This is a genomic window from Pseudomonas peli, assembly GCF_050563605.1.
GTDB classification, from domain to species: Bacteria; Pseudomonadota; Gammaproteobacteria; order Pseudomonadales; family Pseudomonadaceae; genus Aquipseudomonas; species Aquipseudomonas peli_A.
Genome location: NZ_JBNXUH010000007.1, coordinates 171,365 through 192,596 on the forward strand (window position 1 = coordinate 171,365; position 21,232 = coordinate 192,596).

Below are 21,232 nucleotides of genomic sequence, written 5' to 3' on the forward strand. Positions count from 1 at the left end.
GGCCGCTCCAAAATGGATCAATGAGTTCAAGCAAGAATGGATCAATACCTTGATCCAAGCCAGATGCAGAATCACTCCCGTCGTCAGCCAACAGCCTTTCTCTTCACTACGAGAACCTACCAATATGAAACAGCAAATCCTGATCATCGGTGCCGGCTTTGCCGGCATGTGGAGTGCACTCAGCGCCGTGCGCCTGCTCGATCAACAGCAGCGTCTGGACATCGATGTCACCCTGCTTGCGCCACAGGCGGAACTACGCGTACGCCCACGCTTTTATGAGCCCGACCTGGCGAGCACTGTCGCCCCGCTTGGCCCACTGTTCGAGGCAGTAGGTGTGCGCTTCGTCCAGGGCAGTGCCACGCAGATTGATGCCACGAGCAAGCGCGTCAGCTACCGCGACGCTTCGGGTGCCGAGGCCGAGCTGATCTATGACCGCCTGATTCTCGCGTCCGGCAGCCAAGTGGCCCGCCCACCGCTGGAAGGTATCGAGCGCTTTACTTTCGATGTCGACAGCCTGGAGTCGGCGCAGCGTCTCGAAGCCCATCTGCAGAGCCTGGCCCAACAGCCAGAGAGCGCAGCGCGCAACACTGTAGTGGTGGTCGGCGGCGGCTTTACCGGGATCGAAACCGCCACAGAAATGCCGGCGCGGCTGCGCGCCATCCTCGGTGAGCAGACCGATATCCGCGTGATCGTGGTGGATATGGCCAAGCAAGTTGGCGCAGCCATGGGCCAGGAGATCGCCGAGATCGTCGCCGAAGCCAGCACCAGCCTGGGCGTCACCTGGCGACTCGGCAGTCCGGTGTCCAAGGTCGATGAGCACGGCGTGCAGCTGGGTAATGGCGAACGCATTGCCACCAGTACGGTGATCTTTGCCGTGGGCGTGAAAGCCTCGCCACTGACCCAGCAAATCAACGGCGAACGCGACCCGCATGGCCGCCTACACGTGGACCGTAACCTCAAAGTGCTCGGCCAGGATGCCATCTATGCCACTGGTGACACCGCCTACGCCGCCGTGGACGACCTGGGCAACCACGCCCTGATGACCTGCCAGCACGCCATTGCCCTGGGCCGCTCGGCCGGCAACAACGCGGCCGCGGATCTGCTCGGCGTGGCACCGATTGCCTATAGCCAAGCCAAGTACGTCACCTGCCTGGACCTAGGCGGCTGGGGCGCGGTATTTACCGAAGGCTGGGAGCGCAAGGTGCTACTGACCGGCCAGGAAGGCAAGGCGCTGAAAACCCAGATCAACACCCAGTGGATCTACCCGCCGGCGGCAGATCGCGACATCGCCCTGGCTGCAGCCGACCCGCTAATCCCGGTTGTGGCTTAAGCCCTTTACCCAGTATCTGCAACCCGCTCGGCGCGCTCATAGGTGCTCTCGGAGAAAATCGACGAAAGCCATCGTCCGCGCCGAGCGTCGCCGCTCTGGACTGAGCACTGCGCTTACAGGCAGCGCAGTAGTCTGATAATCGTCGAGCACGGTGGAAACATTGCCCTGCTCGACATCGGCGGCGAAAAGCCATTCAGGAGACAGGGAAATGCCCAGGCCGGAGAGAACCATCTCGCGGATGGCCTCGCTGCTGTTGCTGGTGGTGTTGCCTTTGATGGAAATATCGAGCCCTTTAGCATCGCGCTTGAAGTGCCAGATGTCGTAATGCTCCAGCAAGGTGAAAGCGATGCAGTTGTGACCTGTCAATGCGCCAGGCTCGCGTGGCATACCGTGACGATCCAGATAGGCGGGCGCGGCATAGACCCGCCGTGTGCTGGTGCCGAGAGGCACCGCTACCAACCCCTCGTTCTTCACCACGCCGATACGGATGGCCAGGTCGATATTCTCCTTGAGCAGGTCTTCGTTGTGATCGCTCAGCCGCAGGTCAATTCGCACATCGGGATAGCGCTGCAGAAAAACCCCTAGCAGCGGCGCGATACACAGCCTCCCGTAACTGACGGGTGCGGCTACGCGCAGCGGGCCAGCGATCTGCTCCTGGCCGCTGGCGAAGCTGCGCGTGGCGGCCTCGAGGTTGGCGAGAATTTCCTGGCAGTGACCGTAGAACCGTTGCCCCTGGTCGGTCAGGGACAGTTGGCGGGTACTGCGGGCGAATAATGGCCCGCCGAGATGCTGCTCCAGAGCGCGGATCTGCTTGCTCACTGCCGGCTGCCCCATGTTCAGCTCTCGCGCCACCGCAGAAAACGACCCGCGCTCCACTACGCGGACGAAGATGCGCATGCTGTCGAACAGATCCATCGCGAATTAGGCCTCTTTGAGGAATAAGTAATATGCAAATTTAGTTTCTTATCGGAATACTTAAAGCGCGGCAACCTGTAGGCGTTCACTTCATCGAGGCCCTACATCATGAATCACACCATGTTTGCCGCTGTCGCTGAGTCCGCCCAGGCCCCACTGGTCGTACGCCACATCGCTCGTCCCATTCCCGGCAAAGGCCAGGTACTGGTCAAGGTCCATGCCGCCGGGGTCAACCCTCTCGATAGCAAGATCGCCTCCGGCGCGGCGGCCCACGCTCGCCAGGAACTGCCCGCAGTGCTTGGCCTGGATCTGGCCGGTACGGTCATCGAACTGGGAGAAGCGGTTGAAGGTTTCGCGCTTGGCGAAGAGGTCTTCGGTATGGCCGGCGGGATCGGTGGTGCCCAGGGCGCCATGGCCGAATACATAGCTGTCGACGCCCGGCTGATCGCACCCAAACCACACACACTGAGCATGCGCGAGGCTGCCGCCTTGCCGCTGGTATTTATCACCGCATGGGAAGGTCTGGTGGATCGCGCCAATGTCCGCGCAGGTCAACGCGTACTGATTCATGGCGGCGCTGGCGGGGTCGGTCAAGTGGCCGTGCAACTGGCCAAGGCCCGCGGTGCCGAGGTCTACGCCACCGGTTCGGCGGCGAGTCTGGACTTCATTCGCTCGCTGGGGGCTACGGCTATCGACTATCAGGCGGAGAGCGTGGATAGCTATGTCGAGCAGCATACGGCCGGGGAAGGTTTCGACATCGTCTACGACACGGTAGGCGGCACCACGCTGGATGCGGCGTTCAAGGCAGTGAAGCCCTATACCGGGCACGTACTGAGCTGCCTGGGTTGGGGGCAACACAGCCTCGCGCCGCTGTCGTTTAAAAGTGCTACCTACTCGGGCGTATTCACCCTGACGCCGTTACTCACCGGCAAAGGCCGCGAACACCACGGGGCTATTCTGCGCGAGGCCGCCACGCTGGCGGATGCCGGGCAACTGAGGATCCGCGTAGACCAGCAGCGCTATAAGCTGCATGAGGTCAACGAGGCGCTTCGCCAGGTCGCGGAAGGTCGCGGCAAGGGCAAGACGGTAATCGAGTTGCTGAGCAACCCCTCTTCCCTGTAGTAGCAGCCAGGAGCGTCATCGGCTACGTAACCCTGAGCGTTTGCATTTCAGCGGTTGTCCTCGCAGGCGCATGTCGAGGACAACCGCTTGGTTATTTGCGCCGTTAGTATCTGGCCTCTGCGGGTATGCCCGCAGGCTTCACACAAGGTTACGCTGCATCCATTCACGCGGACTTGCGCCGAGCTTACGACGAAACGTACGGGCAAGCGCTGAAGGGCTTTCGTAGCCGACCTCGTCGGCAATCAGTGCGATAGGCCGTCCCTCACGCAAACGCTTTTGCGCCAAGCTGATTCTCCAGTTCGCCAAATAATCCGCAGGTGTGGTGCCTACGGTCTTGCGAAAGTGCGCCGCAAAACTTGCGCGCGACATACTGGCAATGTCAGCCAGATCAGCCACAGACCAGTTGCGCTGTGGCTCGCTGTGGATACAGGTAAGCGCGCGCGACAGGCGAGCGTTGGCCAATCCCGCCATCATCCCCGAGGCAATGCTGCGGCTGGCGATGAGGTGGCGAAGCAGCTGAATCACCATCAGTTCGAACAGGCGATTGAGGACGACATCACGGCCGCATTCGTCGCCGAAGGCTTCTTCAAACAACCAGTCGAGGTTGCCCGTGAGGCCCGGCAATTCTCGAAGTGGTTTGACGATGTAGTCCGGCAAGGCAAGGGTCAGGGGGTTATTGGCACCGCCATCGAACAGCAAGGTGGCGCACACCAACTCCGCCTCATCGACCTCTGTTGCCACCAGTTGATGTTCTAGCGGACGAGCCACGAGCACCAGGCTTGGCTCTGCCAACTCGATAAGCTGATTGCTCTTATCCCTGAAGGTCAGGCGTCCCGATCGCAATAAGTGCGCGTGCCCGTAGCTGCCCTGACCGTAGATGTCGGTTGTTCCGCAAAAACCGCCCTTGTGAAATGTGGTGGCATGCAGGTTGAAGTGTTTAAGCAGCGTTGATAAACGGTCCATAGCCGGCTCGATTTAGACGATCTGTTGCATAACATCGACGATCTGAATCCGAAAATAAAGCCTCGGTCCCTAGTATTAGCTCCAAGCTTGATCGACAAGCTCCTTGCTCAAACTACTGGAGAACCACCATGACTCGTATCGCCGCTCTCACTTTGGAACAAGCACCTGCTGGCTCGCGCGCTGCCCTCGAAGGCATTCAGAAAGGCCTCGGATTTATTCCCAATGCCTTCAAAACATTGGCGCATGCACCTGCTGCATTAAATGGCTATCTGGGCCTCGCTCAAGCGCTGGGCAAAATCTCGCTGAATGCTGCCGAGCGTGAAGTGGTTGCCCTGGCCACCTCAGAAATCAACGGCTGCGACTACTGCATCGCTGCCCACTCGTTCTTCGGGGCAAAGTCTGGTTTGAGCGAAGAGGACATTCGCCAGGCCCGCTCAGGCACGCTCAACGCAATTGCCGCGCTGGCACACCAGATCACCGAGAGCCGTGGTCAATTGAGTGATGCTCAGATAGCCGCTGCGCATGAGGCAGGCCTTACCGATAGCAAGATCGTGGAAGTGGTCGCGCAGGTAACGCTGTTAACCCTGACCAACTACCTGAACAACATCGCCGCTACCGATATCGACTTCCCGCCATCGGCACACTAGGAGGCAACCGCTATGAGCCAAGTAACCGTCTACACCACACAGCATTGCCCTTATTGCCTGAGCGCAAAGAGCCTGCTGGCGCGCAAGGGGGTCACTGCAATCGAAATTGATGTTGAGACGTCACCCCAGCGACTTGCGGAAATGCTGCAGCGATCCCAGCGCAGAACCGTCCCGCAGATATTTATTGGGGACAGGCATGTCGGCGGCTTTGACGATCTGGCAAGCCTTGATCGCAAGGGCGAACTGGATGCGCTGCTACACGCTTGATGTTCTCTAATGCTCCGTATGGCAAACCCATCCGGAGCATTTTTATTGTTGCCCTGACTCAATCACCAACTGGATAAGCTCTGGCACGTTATCAGCCGTAGTGTTGACTGAAGGGCTAAAAGGGGTCGACCGACATACTGCAATCGGTCAGAGAAAGTCACTCGTAAAGGCCAAGGAAATAAAGGTTCAAGCCAGCAGTTCAGTAATCCACTGCGTCTGTTGAGCGACCTTCTGCACCTTATCCTCGGGCACCGCCTGCCGCGCCTGAGCGAAATCGGCCAGGGTCTGCTGCTTCAGCCGCAGCATGCGTTGCCACTTGGCCAGGAACGCCGGGCTGCGCGTCTGCATCTGCAGCGGGCCAAAGTACAGTTCCTCGGCGCTGTACAGCACCGGCCCAGAGCGTTCCGCAACGATGATCTCGTAGGCAAAGCGGTTTTCCCGCAGCAGTTCCTCGCAAAGGATGCGGTAGCCATTTTCCATCAGCCATTGGCGCAGCGGCTGCTCACCGCCATTAGGCTGCAGGATCAGACGTTCCTGCCCACTCAGGCGGGCTTTACCGCTGTCGAGGATGTCGCGAATCCTCTCGCCGCCCATACCGCAGATGCTGATTGCAGTTATGGCGTCTCCCGGCTCGATTGCCGCCAAACCATCGGCCAGGCGCACGCTGATCTGTTGGCCCAGGTCACTCTCGCGCACGGTACGTTCCGCCGCGTGAAACGGGGTCAAGGCCACCTCGCCAGCCACCGCAGTCGCGATAACACCACGGTTCATCAACGCCACCGGCAGATAGCCGTGATCCGAGCCAATATCGGCTAGCCGCGCGCCCGCTGGCACATGCGCTGCCACACGCTCTAGGCGCATCGACAATGTCTGTTCGTTCAACTGCGGCCCTTTTTCACCATAGGCGTCCGGCGCCTTTGGCCGAATCGGAGCGCGATTCTGTCGAGCAACGCCGTGCATGGCAAATCCCTGCGACCAGCGCTATGGATCTACCCGAACCTACCTCTCGGCAATCACCCACCGCGAACCTTATTGTCGGGCTGTTTTCAGCCAGAAACGACGCTTAGATGAAGGAGAATAAGACGGCCCAGGCACTCAAGGCCAATCAACTACAACCGCTTGCGGGTCCCCCTGACGCATCTGGGTCAACTCAGCATCCGCCTTGGCTTGTGTTGCGTGACAGAACTCGAAAGCATTCTGAGTTTTGCCGGTCGGCCCCTTGGCTTCGGCCATGCAAACCACAGCACCCGGGGCGCAGACCGCGGTATTGAGTTTGAAATCACCCCAGACACCAGGCTGCGCCTGTTTCACGTGGGCGATGTAGCTCTTGAGAGAAGGTTGCATGTCGTTAGCGGCCCCAGCGATCAATTTGACCGGGCTGGCGGTAGCGCCATAGGTATGTTGAGTAGCCAACACGGCGGTGCAGTACATGGCTCCTGCCAGAGTCGCTGATTGTTGCACCGGTGACGCGGCTGTAACACCGTTCGCTGGCACTGGTGGCGCCACCGCGACTTGAGATTCGCCAGGGCCCACTACGACAGGAACGATATTAAACGCGCTGCCTCGCCACACCTTCAAATTCACTCGCGAACCGATTGCGGCTTTTGCGACCGCCACTCTGAAATCGATGGAGTCGGCGATAGGCTGGCCGTCGACTGCCACGATCACGTCCTGCGACAATATCCCCGCTTGTTGAGCGCCACTGCTAGGAACAGTCGCTAGCACCACTACTCCGGCTGGCGGCTGTGACAAGGCCATTGCCCGCTGGGGGTCGATGGTATCCATGCTGATGCCGACCTTGCCGCGGGGCAAATTGGCCAACTGGCACCCTTTTTCAAGCCACACCTGGCTGGCCACTTCTTTTCGCGCATTCCCGACCTGCCTCAACACGGGATCGGCGCTCGCCTGGTACATCGGCACCTCGCTCAAGGACATCTCAATGTAGTCACACGCCTTGGAGCGATACCGGTCGGGTGTTTCTCGGCTCACCAGTTTCTGCAGGTCAATGGGTGGCAGGCCTTGAGGCACTGCCGTGACAGAGGTCACAGGCGCAACGGCGGCGGAGTCCGCGCTTGCTACAGAGGAGACCACATAGGCACCTGCCGCAACGCCAACCGCAGTGGTAACCAGGCTGCTATCCACGCCACCCGGCATCGGCAGAAGCATCGCCCCGATCACGACGGCCTCGCCAAGCCCGCCATCGGACGCGCATCCGACTAGACCGCTGAGCGACAGGGCAATAGCAAGCCGGGTACTTGATTTGAAGGCGTTCGCGAACATCGCGCGTCCCTATGCTGAAGGTCGAGTGGATTATTCGGCATCATGGCAAAGTGCCTTCATCCTGTATATCAAAGGACGATGGTTGGTCGGATAGCATTCGCTAGATCGCTACGATAGCGACACGCTTGAAGTTGCCGTTGGACAGTGTGGGGGGCAAATAGTAGCTTGCCAGGACTTGCCTAAACGCCACCAGCGCCAGGGAAAACCATGTCGATAACACACTTTGCCTTAGCGCTTGCCTTCGTCCCGTTGCTCACGGCTTGCGTCAATCCCATGTACAGCGCGGCAGAGCGAGCCGAAACGGCAGAGTACCTGCGAAAAGTAAGAGACCCTGCCACTTACTACGCAATGGATTGCGAGACTTTTCTGGCAACCAAAAGAGGCTATGACCAATACCCCAGCATGGCGGCAGACCCCGTCAACCTGGTTATCCAGCAAGTGGCCCGGGAACGCGATTGCTCAGCCAGCAGTGTTCCTGCTCCAAGCGTTGCCATTGCGCCCCCCACTGCAGTAACGCCGCTGGCAGCACCTGCACCCGTGACAGCCCAGACGGGAACCTTGGGTTTGCATGTCACTGCAGTCACTCCGACGGTTGTGCAACAGTTCGGGTTACCTACTGTCAGCGGCGTATTGGTCTTGGGGCCTGTGCCGGGAAGCGGAGCCGAAAAGGCAGGAATGTTAGCAGGCGATATCATTCTGGAGATCGCCGGTACTCAGGTTAATAGCCCATCTGAACTGACCGCGATAACCAGTCGTATTCGACCTGGCTTCACGGCGCCGCTTAAAGTGTGGCGTTATCGTGCAGCCATCGACGTGCTGGTGGAGGTAGGCGACTCATCAAGCACTGCACAACCGCTAGCGCCACAACCTGCGGCTGCCGCTGGGCAGCCACCGAGCCCATCCATGGCCGCGCCGATTGCCGCTCCCGCCGGTAATAGCGCAACCAACACCAGCTTCTGCTTGGCCATGTTTGAAGCTAAGCAGGTCCAAGGACTTGGTGACTATCCGCCGAGGGGGCTGATCACCCAAATCTGGCAAGGCCCAGGACTGAGCACTACACCCGCGCGCCTTACCATGCCCGAATTCCAAGCATTCACTCGACTCCAAGGCTATAACGTGGCGATGCAACCGATGTTCTGCCAACCCATAGGCACTATCGAGCAATGCCAAGCGTTGGGCTCGGAAGACTTCATGCTGACCATGCGCAGCTTCTCCGCAGTAGTTGCTTGCACAGAGACCTCGCAGGATGCAAAAAGCTTACGCGCGAATCTGCTCAAGCAATGGCCTTACCTACAGGCCAGCACCTGGCGCCCAATAGCGAGTCAGTGATGATGCCAAGGGCCGTGCATAGCCGAACAAACCAGCCTCGTTGCTGTGCAGAAGAACGTGAGGGCCCTGCGTGGGTAAGTACCAACGTATCTTCTGTGTGGTCTTAAACCTTACCCAGCTGGATGATTGAGTTTTTGCACTAGCGTGTCTTCAATCATCCATTGCATCTTCATATAGCTCGTTGAAATGTTTCTGCTGAACCTGCCTCTTACATCAATACACAAGTACAGACCCGCAACTTCGAACAATGAACTCTGGATAAACACCTTGATCACCGGCTTTACTAATCAACTAATAGTTCAAAGCCGCAGACAGCCACAAACATCAATAGTTTTTAATTTCCCTTCGCGAGAATAATGTTTTAGCTGCTGTTAGCTGAATGGGCTCGCCGGTAAAGGTCGGTAAATCGCGCCTTATCCAAGGGCTATCTTTGCCTTGCCAGGTAACCTCGCCGCTGGCCAATTTTAGATCCCGGGTCAATTCATTGATAATTGCGTGAACCCCCGTCTCAGAGCTAACCGCTTCGCCGGGGAATACTTTACGCAGGGTGAAAACACTGCCCATACATAGCGTTAGCAATACATTCCCATCGGGTCGCGGCGTGAGCGTGACGGTATGCCCTGGAAAGGCGTTATAGATTTCGTTGATAAATTTCACGACTGACTCTCCCTGAGTGAGCCTAGTCAGGTGCATTGATTATGCCGACTGCATATAAAATCTATGCAGTTGTTTTTAATCAGTTATTTAAATTCGCCTATGCGCTATATCTTGCAAAACGCATGATCGCCTTTAGTTGAGATTGCAAAGTGCACACCCGAGCGTAGTGGCTGCCACCTGCGGGTTAATACTCTGCAGCACTGTCTTGGCAGTGGTGTTATCTCAAGGTGCCGCGCTGTTTAGTGGCCAAACGCCAGCGTTTGCTGGCGCACAGACGCCCCCGCGCATTGCGTCCAAGTTAGGGGTTCACGGCGCCAGTCGAACTCGCTTGCGAGCCACTGCGCACTCGTCGCCTTGCGACAGCTGGATCGATAACAGGAGTCACCATGCATAATCCAACTCATACGGGAAATTCCGGTGTTGACAGTCTCGGCGGCGGCGTTGGTCCTATCGTCGCGGGCCCCACTGCACGAGGCGAAACAAGCTCGTCAGCGGCAGATGTGTCGCAGCAGTTCCATACGTTTCTCGCTGACATTGAGGAACTGGTCAAGGATGTCACCTCCCTTAACGGCGACGAGCTGGCCCAGGCCAAGTTCAAGCTGAACGCACGCATCGCCACGGCCAAATCGGCCACGGAAAAAGGCGCTGGCAACATGATGCAGCGTGCCCGGCATACTGCCGTGGCGACCAATAGCTTTGTGCATAAGCAACCCTGGAAAGCCGTGGGTACCGGTGCCGCGCTGGCCTTCCTGCTGGGCCGCGCCTTCACTAAACGCTGAAAACGCAGCAACCGGCCGCCCCTCTTTCTGGAGGGGCGACCGGTTGATATCCACAGCACAGACAGTCGCCAAGGCTAAGCCCCCGCCCCCGAGCCGTCAGGCCACGATTGCATCCATATCCGGCCGTTCTGTCACCCGGTGCTTGGCGATAGCGGCGAGAAAGATTTCGACAAAATCGCCATTGGCCATCTTTCCGGACGCGGTAATTACCCCAGGGCCTTGAAAGGCTGCACCCTGATTACCGTTGGAGCGCGCAGCTTTTTCGATCAGCATCGCGCCGTCGTCGGTAGCGGCGATGGGCTTGCCGTGCTTGTAAGCCTCTTTGACGAACAGCAGGGCGTGGGCATTGTTGCAGAGCGCATCCACGCTCTTGGCGCCACCCGGCACATAGACCGCATCGAACAGCACGGAGCCAACGGTTGGCAGGCTGTGATCCACCTTCAGGGTTTTCCCCGCGCTGTTGCACATCTCACCCAGCTGCGGAGCAATCACTTTCAGCGTGGCACCGGCAGCGACCAGCGCGGTGCGCAGGGTTTCGATGGTCGTACCATCGACGTCGTTGTTGGCCACCAGCACCGCGACTTTGCGGCCGCCGATCGAGCTGGTGCGGGGGATAGCCATGCTGAGCGCGGCATCCATATCGGGTTTATCGGTGCGCGGCAGGTTTTCTGCGCCAGCCGGCGGCGGTGGCACGGGCATACCCAAACCATCGGCAACCCGTTGAGCGAGCGTGGCGTCGACCTGAGTCAGGTTCGCCAGCATGAGCTCGCGGATGGCCGGCACGCTGACCTTGCCCAGCTCGAAGCAGAAGGCATCGACAATATGCGCCTGCTCCCAGTCTGCCTGGCTGCGCCAGAACAACCCCGGCTGGGAGAAGTGATCGGCAAAGCTTGCGCTGCGCGCACGGATTTTTTCACCCTGCATCGACTCGGCATGGCTGACGAAACCGCCCTGCTCCCACGGCCGCTGCATCGGGCAACCGCCGCCCAGGGTGTTGGGCTCGTAGCTGACGCGCCCGCGAACAATCGCCTGGCGCATATGGCCGTCACGCTGGTTATTGGCCACCGCAGCGATAGGCCGATTGATCGGCAGTTCATGAAAGTTCGGGCTACCGAGGCGCGACAACTGGGTATCCGTGTAGGAGAACAGCCGACCCTGCAGCAGCGGGTCATTGCTGAAGTCGATACCGGGCACCAAGTGGCCTGGATGGAAGGCCACCTGCTCGGTTTCCGCAAAGTAATTGTCGGGGTTGCGATTCAGGGTCAGCTTGCCAATCAATTGCACCGGCACCAGGGATTCGGGGATCAGCTTGGTGGCATCGAGCAGATCAAAATCGAACATATGCTCGTCCGCGGCGGCGACGATTTGCACGCCCAGTTCCCACTCGGGATAACGCCCCTCGTCGATGGATTCCCACAGGTCGCGGCGGTGGAAGTCGGCGTCTTTACCCGCCAGTTTGACCGCCTCATCCCACACCAGGGAATGCACGCCAAGCACAGGTTTCCAGTGGAATTTGACGAAACTGGCGCTGCCTGCGGCGTCGATAAAACGGAAAGTGTGCACGCCGAAACCTTCCATCATCGCGAAGCTGCGCGGGATGGCGCGGTCCGACATCAGCCACATCACCGTGTGGCTGGTTTCCGGCACCATCGAGATAAAGTCCCAGAACGTGTCGTGGGCGGACGACGCCTGCGGTATCTCGTTATGCGGCTCGGGTTTAACCGAGTGCACGAGGTCGGGAAACTTGATCGCATCCTGAATGAAAAATACCGGCATGTTGTTGCCGACCAGGTCGAAGTTACCCTCTTCGGTGTAGAACCTGACCGAGAAGCCGCGCACATCGCGGGCCGTATCGATCGAGCCACGCGAGCCGGCCACCGTGGAGAAGCGCACAAACACCGGGGTTTTCAGGCTAGGGTCCTGCAGAAAGCCGGCCTTGGTCAGGTCGCTCATCGACTCATACACCTCAAACACGCCATGGGCGCCGGCACCACGGGCATGCACCACACGCTCAGGGATGCGCTCATGGTCAAAGTGCATGATTTTTTCGCGCAGGATGTGATCTTCCAGCAGCGTCGGGCCACGCTCACCGGCGCGTAGCGAGTTCTGGTTGTCGCTGATCAGCAAACCCTGGTTGGTCGTCAGCGACTCGCCAGGCTGTTCGGCGAGCACGGCTGCCGCCTGCTCGGAGCGATTGGCATCGGCTGGGGACAGATCGAGACCGGTCAGGTTCTGCGTAACGGGTTCGTCTTTAGTGCGCTTGCTCATGGGAACGCTCCTGAAAATTTGAGTGTGGCGAGCGTTCCCCTCAAACAGCAGGGTGACGGGCTCCACGCGATATGGGCGGCGGTATGGGGAGCATGCTTAGGCCAATCAGCGACAGGCTGATTACCCACATCAAGCGACTACAAAAAAGCCAGGGACATGCGGCTGCGGGTCAATTGCTGACACCTTTCACCACGCGCTCTTTGATGCTCAGGCGAAAGCTGGTTTCTTGCGGTTGCAACACATGGGTACGCAAATGCCGGTTGCAGATAAACCAGATTTCGTCGCGATCATTGGAAAGCACAAAATAGGCATCGCTGGTTTCCGAGGGGTTGTACAGCCCCATTGCCCGGTAGGCGTTGCCCGTTGAAAACCCACTTTCCAGCGGCAAGGGTTTGGGGCCATCGGGCAGCTCCTCGACACGCAGATAAAGACCCTGTTCAAAGAACATCATGTCGCTGACTCAGCGGCATCGAGCTTCCAGGCAGGAGGTAGCTCGACGCAGAGCATCCCCGGCTTTGCGGGCGGCACATGGGCGCCAAACACCGAACTCAGTAGCGCAAGCAGGCGCGCCATCAGACTCGGCTCGGCCTGCCAGTAAACCGCAGATTGCGGGGTGAACTTGAGTAACGCCGAGTTATCCAGCGGCGCTTGCGCATTAAAGTGCGGGGAGTTGAGACGCCCCAACCAGATCGACCCCAGCAGGTACTCGGAGCACAAATCCTCCGCGTACAGCTCACCGCGACCGGACAGCGACACCCGCCGGCCGCCCGCCGCATCGGCAAAGCTCAAGTTGAGGCTCGGCATATGCGCGGCAGGCAGGCAGAGTGGATCGGTGAAGAACCACAGTGCGCCACAGTCGTCCATTTCCCAGCGCGACATACGGCAGCTGAGCAAGGTGCCGTGCTCGTCAATACTGCTGAGCGTGGCCACAGACATACTTTCCATCATGCTGCGCAGCTGCGACAGCGGCGCGCCGGCTTGGCTCTGAGTATTCACGGACGACTCCTGTATTGGGGTAGAAGCGAACCTTAGGTTTGAGCAACTACGTGGAATGCTCACTGCGCGATGTATCTAAGGAAGTACTGGGGAGACTGCCTCGCGAGAAGCAGTCAGGCCGCCAGGTTCCTAGAACACAAAGATGGCTAGCAGGATGATGATGGGGATCGGAATCCCGAGAAATAACAGCAGTAGTGAGCGCATGGCAGTCTCCGGTCATTGAGTAAAAGGGCTGATCAAGCGTCGCGCTGACGGCCGCCATAAGGCGCGGCGAAGCTGGCAACGAAGGCACCAATCAGCAGCGAGATAAACAACCAGATCGCGGCATAAGCCGATGCTTCGCGGGCGCTATCGGCGGCCTTACGGGCGCTGGTTTCTGCTTCGTTGAGCGCGGCTTGCACACGGGTAAAGGTCTCGCTTACCCGTTGCTCGGCTTCTGCCTGAGTCAGGCCGGTGCGCTGGGCGACAACCTGGCCTAGATAACTGACATCCTCTGCAGGCATGGCGTCGGTGCGCAGCGAATTCATAAAGATGCGCGTAACTTCGCCCATGGCGACCGCCGTTTCTTGCTGCGAGGTCAATGCGCCTTGCTCACTGCTCATTGGACCGGACATCGCGTTAACGTCGCGGCGAAACAGGGTGTCGAGGAAGTAGCCAACCGAGCCACTGTTAGTCTCGTCAGTCGCCATTTCCGAACCGGCAGCCACACCACCAGCAGTCGCCACCATGGCGGTCGTGGCAACCCCACCGGCCACCGAAGCGCCGGCGTGCACACCACCGTTGACGATGGCGCCGATCACCGAGGTGAGCAAGGTAGCGGTTGCCAGCGAGGCGACAGCCCAAGCCAGAAAGCCATGCGCGGTATCGCGGAAGAACACCTCATCGGTGTGCAACTCAATCCACTTGGTACGCAGACGCCCCGCCAGGTAACCACCCATACCGGCGGCCAGCAGCTGGGTCAGAGTGATCCAGATAATCGTGCTGACGCCGAACGTCGTGGCGCTGACCCCGTCATTGGCCCAAGGCGATATCGAAGACAGGCCCAAACCGGTGCCCAGAATCAACAGGATCAAGGACAACGCAGCCGCAGCCGCAGCACCGGCAAAGATGGCACCCCATGAAACAGCACTGGCTGAAAGCTGCTGCGTATCGACGGCCGTTCTCACGGAGCCGTATATCGCGTTCTGTTCGCTTGCTGTGTTCATGGCAATCTCGATTGAACCCAACATCGCGCGAGATTGCAGCGAGCCGGGACCCAAACCATTGCATCGGCCAGACACAGTGTCGGTGCGCTAACGCGCAAAGGCATTTTGATATTGCGTGGCTCTACGTGGCGGGCGGGGAGCGCACGGAAGCGGTTTATCGTGGCAGTTGCAGGCGCCCTCCCGCAGAAAACTGCGCAGGCAATTGCCCGATATCGCACGGTGATTTTTAGTGATTTATTGAACCGAGATTTCGCAGGCGACGCTAAACGCCCCATTGGGAGGGTGAGCGAAGCGAGTCGTGAAATCGTTGTGGAAGGCAGCGAGCCCCGGACACAGGGGGCAAGACCTCTTGGTTACTTTTAGCGGGGCGGCCATCCGGGCGTCTGCCAGAAGTGAGCCACGCGATCCACAGCAAAGCAGATGTCGTCATTCACTTAGTCGGGAAAACGCTCGATATGCGTCTCGCCATTGCGTCCGAAGTAGCTCACATGGCGGCCCTGTAGCCAGGCCATGTAACCGATGCAACCTGCAGCTTGAGAGCGACGTTTGAACTCCGGATACAGCACCTCACCCTGCTGCGCGGCGCGAATAGCAGCCTGGATCGCTGGGGCGGAAAACGGCCGGTCAATCCCCGCTTCCGGTGCATCCATGCCCAGGCTGTGGGTTTGTCCACTGGGCAGGTAGTAGGTGGCGCGGCACGCACGGTAATCCACCCAGTAAGACTCCACGCCTGCTGCGAGCAAGGCTTCCACGACCTGACCAAAGTGGATACTGCCCTCATTCGAGCGGCTAAAGGTTATCTGGATGATGGATTCAATCGCGTTACTCATGACGGCTCCGGGCAGGCTCAGTGCTTAGTTAATCGGGACTTGTTTGAGGTTCTGACGTTGCACGATGTCCTTCATCAGGGACATCAACTCTTCGCGCTGGGCGTCGTTTAGGTGGCCAAAGAACATCTGGTCATTCTCATCTGCCAACGCCGCGAGCTTGGGTACCAGGCGATTGCCCGCGGCGGTCAGCAACAGGCGCTGCTCCCTGGCGCGGTCTTCGGCTAGAGGTCGCTCGGCCAGCCCTTTGCTTTGCAGCTTGGTAACCACCTTCGAGGCGGCCCCTTTGGTCATTCCCAGCGCAGCAATCAACTCTGCATGGGTGGTTTCCGTACGCTCATACAGCGTGCGCATGGCAACCCACTCGGACAGGGTGATGTCGTGCTGCTCCAGCTGCTTTTCAAAACGACCGGATACCTGGTTGGAAACAAAACGCAGCCAGAAACCAAGGTGGGCATCCAGCGGGCTGACAGTGAGTGGTGGTATTTTTTTCATATTGGTTTCCCTGGAAACAAAGCAATACTAGTTTCCAGGGAAACCTGATGTCAACTCAATGAAGAGTCCCGCCAGGAAAGAGATCGGCTGCTCCTGCAACGCAGGCTTCGCGTAGGCCAATAGATGCAAGAACGAGAGAACCCAGAGCAACTGCATCGCGGCCATAGGCCTTCTATAGGGGATGCTGCGGTCGCGACTACGGCTTTACATAGCGCTGCACAATCCGCTCATAACTCCCATCCACCACCAACTCGCGCAGCGCATCGGAATAGGCCTGAACAAAATCGGACTCGGTCGAGCGTTTGCTGATGGCCACTTCCGCCGCATCACTGGACACCACCACAGCCGTGGGCTTAATTCGGTCGCTGAGACCGAGTTGCTGGATTTCGTAGGCGCCGGTGTTTTCGTCGGCAATCACGCCATCGATACGGCCCTTACCGACCATGCGCCAGAGATTGCTGCGATTGGCCACCATCGACACCCGCGCGGCAAAAGCCGGATCACTCATCAGTTGCTCATAGTCCGTGCCGTAGGCCACGTTGATCTGCGCGCCCAGGCGAAACTCGGTGTGCTGCAACTCCAGTAGCCGCGTGGCTGGCCAGCGCTGCATGGCTTGCGGGTGCATAAATAGGATATTGCGCGACGGCGGTAAAACCGGGCCGGAGAAATGCGCATAGGCCTCACGCTCTGGACGGCGAAAGGCGCCGGGCAGAATGTCCAGCCGGCCCAGTTCCAGCTCCTTAAGCGCCCGCGCCCAGGGCAACTTGCGCAACTTGATCTGGCAGCCCAGGCGGGCCAGCGCCGCGCGGTTGATTTCAACGTCGATACCGACCACCGCGCCATCGTCCGCCTGCATGCTGAAGGGCGGATCATCGTCCCAGCGCAGGGTCTTCTCGCACGCAGCTAGCGCCAGGCAGGGCACGCAGGCCAGCAGCAACAGGGCAAGCAATAAGCGGTGGCGCGGTAAAGGCGAGCGGCGTACATCGACTGCAATCAAGGTCATCACTCACGCTGGCTCGATGGGATCTCAGCTGAGTCTAGCAGTACTGTTCCTCGATCAAGCAAGCCGGCGAGCCGCGCCAATACAGCGTGGCTCGCTTACCCCTCGACGCTACTCCACTGCTTGCTCAGGCGCTTATCCGACACCGGCAGCTTGGTGCCCAGTTGCTGAGCGAACAGCGACACGCGGTATTCCTCCAGCAGCCAACGATACAGAGCAAGCTGCGGGTCGCGCTTGCCTTCCTGGCTGTGTTTGCCCAGGCGCGCCTGGTACTGCTCCCAGTAGCCCGCCAGCTCGCCGCTCCATACACGGTCGCGCTGCACCTGGCCGGCGATCTTGTCCAGGCGCTGCTCGATGGCCTTGAGATAACGCGGCACTTCCTTCAGCCACTGCGCCGGGGTTTCGCGAACAAAACCGGGATACACCAGGTTGCTCAACTGCAGCTTGATGTCATTCAGCGCCATGGCCTGGGCCAGATCGATCTTGCCTTTGAAGCGTTTCTGCAGACCGTGCCACAGCTTGAGAATTTCCAGCGTCAGCCTGGCCAGGCGTTCCGCCTCGCCAGTCCAGTCGCCACGCTTGCGTTCGGCCAGGGCGGCAAGGCCAGCACCGTCACGCGGCAGCGGCTCGCTACCTTCAAGGATGCAGCTGTCGAGACTGGCCAGCAGAATGTCTTCGACCAGGGCATCGACCCGGCCCATGTCTCGATAGAGCAGCGCCAGCTCAGTTAGCCCCGGCAACTTGCCGCGCAGAAACTTGGCTTGCTCGGCCAGCTGCTGCAGCAGCAAGCGCTGCAAGGCACGGCGATGTTGGAACTCGGCTTCGGCCAAAGTCGGGAAGCGCCCTTCCTTGACCACGCCGGCCTCTTCCACCAGCGCCGGGTATACCGTCATGGACAACCCAGCGACCTGCTGCTGGGTCTTCGCCGCCACTTCGCTAAAGGCCTTGGCCTCCACCGGCTGCTGGCTCTTGGCGGTTTTCGGCAGGGCCAGACCGGCTTGGGTTGCCTCGCTAAAGCGTGCAGTCAGCTCGGCCAAGTCGCGGCCTTCACCGAGAGGTTTGCCCTGGTTGTCGACCACCTCGATATTCATCCGCAGGTGGCTTTCGATCTGGGCCGCGGATTCGGTCCAGGCTTCCTCGCTGACCCGCGTACCGGTCATCCGCGTCAGCTCGCGACCCAGAGCTTCGGGCAGGCTGCCGTCGGCAAAACTGATCTTGCCCAGGGCGGCGCCGACAAAATCCGGTACCGGCACAAAGTTCTTGCGCAGCGCCTTGGGCAGGCCACGCACCAGGGCCATGCATTTGGCCTCCAGCAGACCCGGCACCAGCCATTCCAGGCGCTCGGGCGGCAGTTGCGGCAACAACGGCGCGGGTACGCGCAGGGTGACGCCGTCACGCGGGTGATTGGGCTCGAAGTGATAACTCAGCGGCAGGGTCAGCTCACCCAGACGAAGACTGTCCGGGTACTGCGCGGCGGTGACTTCCTTGGCATCGCGGGCGAGCACGTCCTCTTCGCGCATGATCAGCAACTGGTGGTTCTTCGCGCTTTCGGTCTTGTACCAGCTGTCGAAGGTCGCGCTTTGGTAGATATCCGCCGGCAGGCGCGCCTCATAGTAGGCGAACAGGGTTTCATCGTCGGCAAGAATGTCGCGCCGGCGCGCCTTGGCTTCCAGCTCGTCGAGCTTTTCCAACAGCAGGCGGTTAGCGGTCAGGCACTTGGCGCGCGAGTTGATTTCGCCACCGACCAGACCTTCGCGGATAAACAGCTCGCGGCAGACCACCGGCTCGATGGGGCCGAAATGCACCGGGCGGCGACCGACCACGATCAGGCCGTAGAGGCTGATCTGCTCGAAGGCCACCACCTGGCCGCGTTTCTTCTCCCAGTGCGGTTCCAGGTGGTTTTTCTTGATCAGGTGGCCGGCCAGCGGCTCGATCCAGTCCGGCTCAATCTTGGCCACCATGCGCGCAAACAGCTTGGTGGTTTCCACCAGCTCGGCGGCCATCAGCCAGCTGGGCTTCTTGCGGCCAATCACCGAGGACGGGTGCACCCAGAAGCGCCGCTGACGGGCGCCGAGGTAGTCGCCGTCTTCGGTCTTCTGGCCGATCTGGCTCAGCAGGCCGGCGAGAATCGCCTTGTGCACGGCGGCGTAGCCTTTGGCGCGTTGGGCGGCTTCGTCCTTGTCGGCCAGTTCCTTCTCCTTGTAGGAGCCAGCTTGCTGGCGATCATTTGTAGGACTTGATGACTTATTTGCCTGAGCAACCGGATCGCGAGCAAGCTCGCTCCTACCCTTCACGCTGTTGCCCGGCGACAGTTGTAGATCACGGGTAATCAGCACCAGCTGGCGATGCGCATCCCTCCACTCGCGAAGACGTAAATAGTTAAGGAAGTTCTTGCGGCACCAGCTGCGCAGCGCGCTGGAGCCCAGTTCCTGGCGCTGCTCTTCGAAGCCGCGCCACAGGTTGATAAGCGCAGCAAAGTCGGAATCCACATCCTTCCACTGCGCATGGGCCTGGTCGGCGGCCTGCTGGCGGTCGGACGGGCGTTCGCGCACATCCTGCACCGACAAGGCGCTGGCGATAATCAGGATTTCTTCCAGGCTGCCCTGCTTGGCCCCTTCCAGCACCATACGACCCAAACGCGGGTCCACCGGCAGGCGCGCCAACTGACGACCCAACGGCGTCAGCTGACCTTCGCGGTTAACCGCCGAGAGCTCCTGCAGCAGGTTGAAGCCATCGCTGATGGCCTTGCCATCCGGCGGCTCGATAAAGGGGAAGGCCTCGATCTCGCCGAGACGCAGATGGAGCATCTGCAGGATCACCGCCGCCAGGTTGGTACGGAGGATTTCCGGGTCGGTAAAGGCCGGGCGACCGTTGAAATCTTCCTCGCTGTACAGGCGAATGCAGATGCCCGGCTCGACCCGCCCGCAACGGCCCTTGCGCTGGTTGGCGCTGGCCTGAGACACGGCTTCGATGGGCAGGCGCTGCACCTTGGCGCGGTAGCTGTAACGGCTGATTCGCGCCGTACCGCTGTCGATAACATAGCGGATGCCCGGCACGGTCAGCGAGGTCTCGGCGACGTTGGTAGCCAGGACGATCTTGCGTGCGCCCATGGGCGCAAAAATCTTCTGCTGCTCGGCCGGGGTCAGCCGCGCATACAGCGGCAGCACTTCGGTCAGGCGCAGGTTGGCCTTGCGCAGCACTTCGGCGGCGTCGCGAATTTCGCGCTCGCCGGGGAGAAAAACCAACACGTCGCCGGGGCGCTTGCCCTCGGCCTTCTCGAAGGCGCTGATTTCATCGAGGGTGGCGAGAAGCGCCTGATCGACAGAGAGGTCTTCCTCGACGCGGTTGCCGTCTTCATCCTGCTCGGCGGTCAGCGGCCGGTACCAGGTGTCCACCGGGAAGGTGCGCCCGGACACTTCGACAATCGGCGCACCATCGAAATGTTCTGAGAAGCGCTGCAGGTCGATGGTCGCCGAAGTAATGATCAGCTTGAGATCAGGGCGGCGCACCAGCAAGGTCTTCAGAAAGCCCAGGAGGAAGTCGATATTCAGGCTGCGCTCGTGGGCCTCGTCGACGATGATGGTGTCGTACTTTTCCAGGTAGCGGTCGTGCTGAGTCTCGGCCAGCAGGATGCCGTCGGTCATCAGCTTGATCAGGCTGCGCTCGTTGCTCTGATCCTCGAAACGCACCTGATAGCCGACCAGCTCGCCCAGCGGCGTGCCAATTTCCTCGGCAACCCGAGTGGCCACGCTGCGCGCGGCGAGGCGCCGTGGCTGGGTGTGGCCGATCAGGCCATGTACGCCACGGCCCAGCTCCAGGCAGATCTTCGGCAGCTGAGTGGTCTTGCCCGAACCGGTTTCCCCGGCGATCACCACCACCTGATGTTTGCTGATGGCAGTCTTGATCTCGTCGCGCTTGGCGGCAATCGGCAGCGCATCGTCGTAACGCATCGGCGGCACGCTCAGCCGGCGCGCCTCAACCTTGGCGCGGGACGCCTCGAAGCGCTCCAGCCACTGCGCCAGCTTGGCCTCGTCCACCGGGCTCTGCTTGCGCAATTCATGCAACTGACGGCGCAGGCGATGACGGTCGCCGAGCAGCGTCTGGTCGAGGTTTTTCAGCAGTTGGTCAACGGCGGGCGTGGCTTCGGTCATC

At 60.0% G+C, this 21,232-nt stretch carries 19 protein-coding genes; 6 read left to right on the top strand and 13 right to left on the bottom strand.

What is annotated here, in order from left to right:
• The first annotated feature begins 124 nt into the window (after positions 1 to 124).
• A complete protein-coding gene (locus ACQ4LH_RS10835; protein WP_430697176.1) occupies positions 125 to 1,330 on the top strand; it encodes an NAD(P)/FAD-dependent oxidoreductase in 1,206 nt (401 codons plus the stop codon).
• Positions 1,331 to 1,366: 36 nt separating this feature from the next.
• On the opposite strand, the gene ACQ4LH_RS10840 is transcribed toward ACQ4LH_RS10835, so the two are convergent.
• Positions 1,367 to 2,245: a LysR family transcriptional regulator gene (locus ACQ4LH_RS10840; RefSeq protein WP_430697177.1), complete on the bottom strand. Its 879-nt coding sequence runs from the start codon at positions 2,243 to 2,245 to the stop codon at positions 1,367 to 1,369.
• Between the two features lie 108 nt (positions 2,246 to 2,353).
• Here ACQ4LH_RS10840 and ACQ4LH_RS10845 point away from each other — a divergent pair, with 108 nt between their 5' ends.
• Positions 2,354 to 3,367 (top strand): zinc-dependent alcohol dehydrogenase family protein, encoded by a 1,014-nt coding sequence (locus ACQ4LH_RS10845; protein WP_430697178.1) that lies wholly within the window; start codon positions 2,354 to 2,356, stop codon positions 3,365 to 3,367.
• Positions 3,368 to 3,505: 138 nt separating this feature from the next.
• Here the strand turns inward: ACQ4LH_RS10845 and ACQ4LH_RS10850 are convergent, their stop codons facing one another.
• On the bottom strand, positions 3,506 to 4,330 hold the full coding sequence (locus ACQ4LH_RS10850; protein ID WP_430697179.1) for a cupin domain-containing protein: 825 nt from the start codon (positions 4,328 to 4,330) through the stop codon (positions 3,506 to 3,508).
• Between the two features lie 128 nt (positions 4,331 to 4,458).
• Between ACQ4LH_RS10850 and ACQ4LH_RS10855 the strand changes: the two genes are divergently transcribed.
• Entirely contained in the window at positions 4,459 to 4,977 is a 519-nt protein-coding gene (locus tag ACQ4LH_RS10855; RefSeq protein ID WP_430697180.1) for a carboxymuconolactone decarboxylase family protein, read from the top strand.
• 12 nt (positions 4,978 to 4,989) lie between these two features.
• Positions 4,990 to 5,244 carry a glutaredoxin 3 gene (gene grxC, locus ACQ4LH_RS10860; RefSeq protein WP_430697181.1) on the top strand — a complete coding sequence of 85 codons (255 nt, stop codon included), beginning with the start codon at positions 4,990 to 4,992 and terminating at the stop codon, positions 5,242 to 5,244.
• A gap of 186 nt (positions 5,245 to 5,430) precedes the next feature.
• Here the strand turns inward: grxC and ACQ4LH_RS10865 are convergent, their stop codons facing one another.
• Both ACQ4LH_RS10865 and ACQ4LH_RS10870 read right to left on the bottom strand, forming a co-directional pair.
• Complete coding sequence (locus tag ACQ4LH_RS10865) at positions 5,431 to 6,126, bottom strand: tRNA (adenine(22)-N(1))-methyltransferase (RefSeq protein WP_430697182.1); 696 nt, start codon at positions 6,124 to 6,126, stop codon at positions 5,431 to 5,433.
• A gap of 213 nt (positions 6,127 to 6,339) precedes the next feature.
• A complete protein-coding gene (locus tag ACQ4LH_RS10870) occupies positions 6,340 to 7,524 on the bottom strand; it encodes a PDZ domain-containing protein (protein ID WP_430697183.1) in 1,185 nt (394 codons plus the stop codon).
• Between the two features lie 207 nt (positions 7,525 to 7,731).
• Between ACQ4LH_RS10870 and ACQ4LH_RS10875 the strand changes: the two genes are divergently transcribed.
• Positions 7,732 to 8,853: a S1C family serine protease gene (locus ACQ4LH_RS10875; RefSeq protein WP_430697184.1), complete on the top strand. Its 1,122-nt coding sequence runs from the start codon at positions 7,732 to 7,734 to the stop codon at positions 8,851 to 8,853.
• Between the two features lie 324 nt (positions 8,854 to 9,177).
• On the opposite strand, the gene ACQ4LH_RS10880 is transcribed toward ACQ4LH_RS10875, so the two are convergent.
• Positions 9,178 to 9,510 carry a DUF3509 domain-containing protein gene (locus ACQ4LH_RS10880; RefSeq protein WP_430697185.1) on the bottom strand — a complete coding sequence of 111 codons (333 nt, stop codon included), beginning with the start codon at positions 9,508 to 9,510 and terminating at the stop codon, positions 9,178 to 9,180.
• Between the two features lie 500 nt (positions 9,511 to 10,010).
• Between ACQ4LH_RS10880 and ACQ4LH_RS10885 the strand changes: the two genes are divergently transcribed.
• The gene (locus ACQ4LH_RS10885; RefSeq protein WP_430697186.1) at positions 10,011 to 10,289 is read left to right on the top strand and encodes a DUF883 family protein; all 279 of its coding nucleotides are present in this window, start codon (positions 10,011 to 10,013) and stop codon (positions 10,287 to 10,289) included.
• Positions 10,290 to 10,385: 96 nt separating this feature from the next.
• Here ACQ4LH_RS10885 and ACQ4LH_RS10890 read toward each other — a convergent pair whose 3' ends face one another.
• The 8 genes from ACQ4LH_RS10890 to hrpA all read right to left on the bottom strand — a co-directional run bounded on the left by ACQ4LH_RS10890 (position 10,386) and on the right by hrpA (position 21,231).
• Positions 10,386 to 12,557 (bottom strand): catalase, encoded by a 2,172-nt coding sequence (locus tag ACQ4LH_RS10890; RefSeq protein ID WP_430697187.1) that lies wholly within the window; start codon positions 12,555 to 12,557, stop codon positions 10,386 to 10,388.
• Positions 12,558 to 12,726: 169 nt separating this feature from the next.
• Positions 12,727 to 13,008, bottom strand: coding sequence for a hypothetical protein (locus tag ACQ4LH_RS10895; protein WP_430697188.1), 282 nt, complete (start codon positions 13,006 to 13,008; stop codon positions 12,727 to 12,729).
• Entirely contained in the window at positions 13,005 to 13,553 is a 549-nt protein-coding gene (locus tag ACQ4LH_RS10900; protein ID WP_430697189.1) for a hypothetical protein, read from the bottom strand. Before ACQ4LH_RS10900 ends, ACQ4LH_RS10895 begins: the two co-directional genes overlap by 4 nt.
• A 236-nt stretch (positions 13,554 to 13,789) precedes the next feature.
• Complete coding sequence (locus ACQ4LH_RS10905; RefSeq protein ID WP_430697190.1) at positions 13,790 to 14,758, bottom strand: hypothetical protein; 969 nt, start codon at positions 14,756 to 14,758, stop codon at positions 13,790 to 13,792.
• A gap of 434 nt (positions 14,759 to 15,192) precedes the next feature.
• The gene (locus ACQ4LH_RS10910; RefSeq protein ID WP_430697191.1) at positions 15,193 to 15,588 is read right to left on the bottom strand and encodes a hypothetical protein; all 396 of its coding nucleotides are present in this window, start codon (positions 15,586 to 15,588) and stop codon (positions 15,193 to 15,195) included.
• Positions 15,589 to 15,612: 24 nt separating this feature from the next.
• On the bottom strand, positions 15,613 to 16,080 hold the full coding sequence (locus ACQ4LH_RS10915) for a MarR family winged helix-turn-helix transcriptional regulator (RefSeq protein WP_430697192.1): 468 nt from the start codon (positions 16,078 to 16,080) through the stop codon (positions 15,613 to 15,615).
• 196 nt (positions 16,081 to 16,276) lie between these two features.
• Complete coding sequence (locus ACQ4LH_RS10920; protein ID WP_430697193.1) at positions 16,277 to 17,083, bottom strand: substrate-binding periplasmic protein; 807 nt, start codon at positions 17,081 to 17,083, stop codon at positions 16,277 to 16,279.
• Positions 17,084 to 17,178: 95 nt separating this feature from the next.
• A complete protein-coding gene (gene hrpA, locus ACQ4LH_RS10925) occupies positions 17,179 to 21,231 on the bottom strand; it encodes an ATP-dependent RNA helicase HrpA (protein ID WP_430697194.1) in 4,053 nt (1,350 codons plus the stop codon).
• Position 21,232 lies beyond the last annotated feature (1 nt).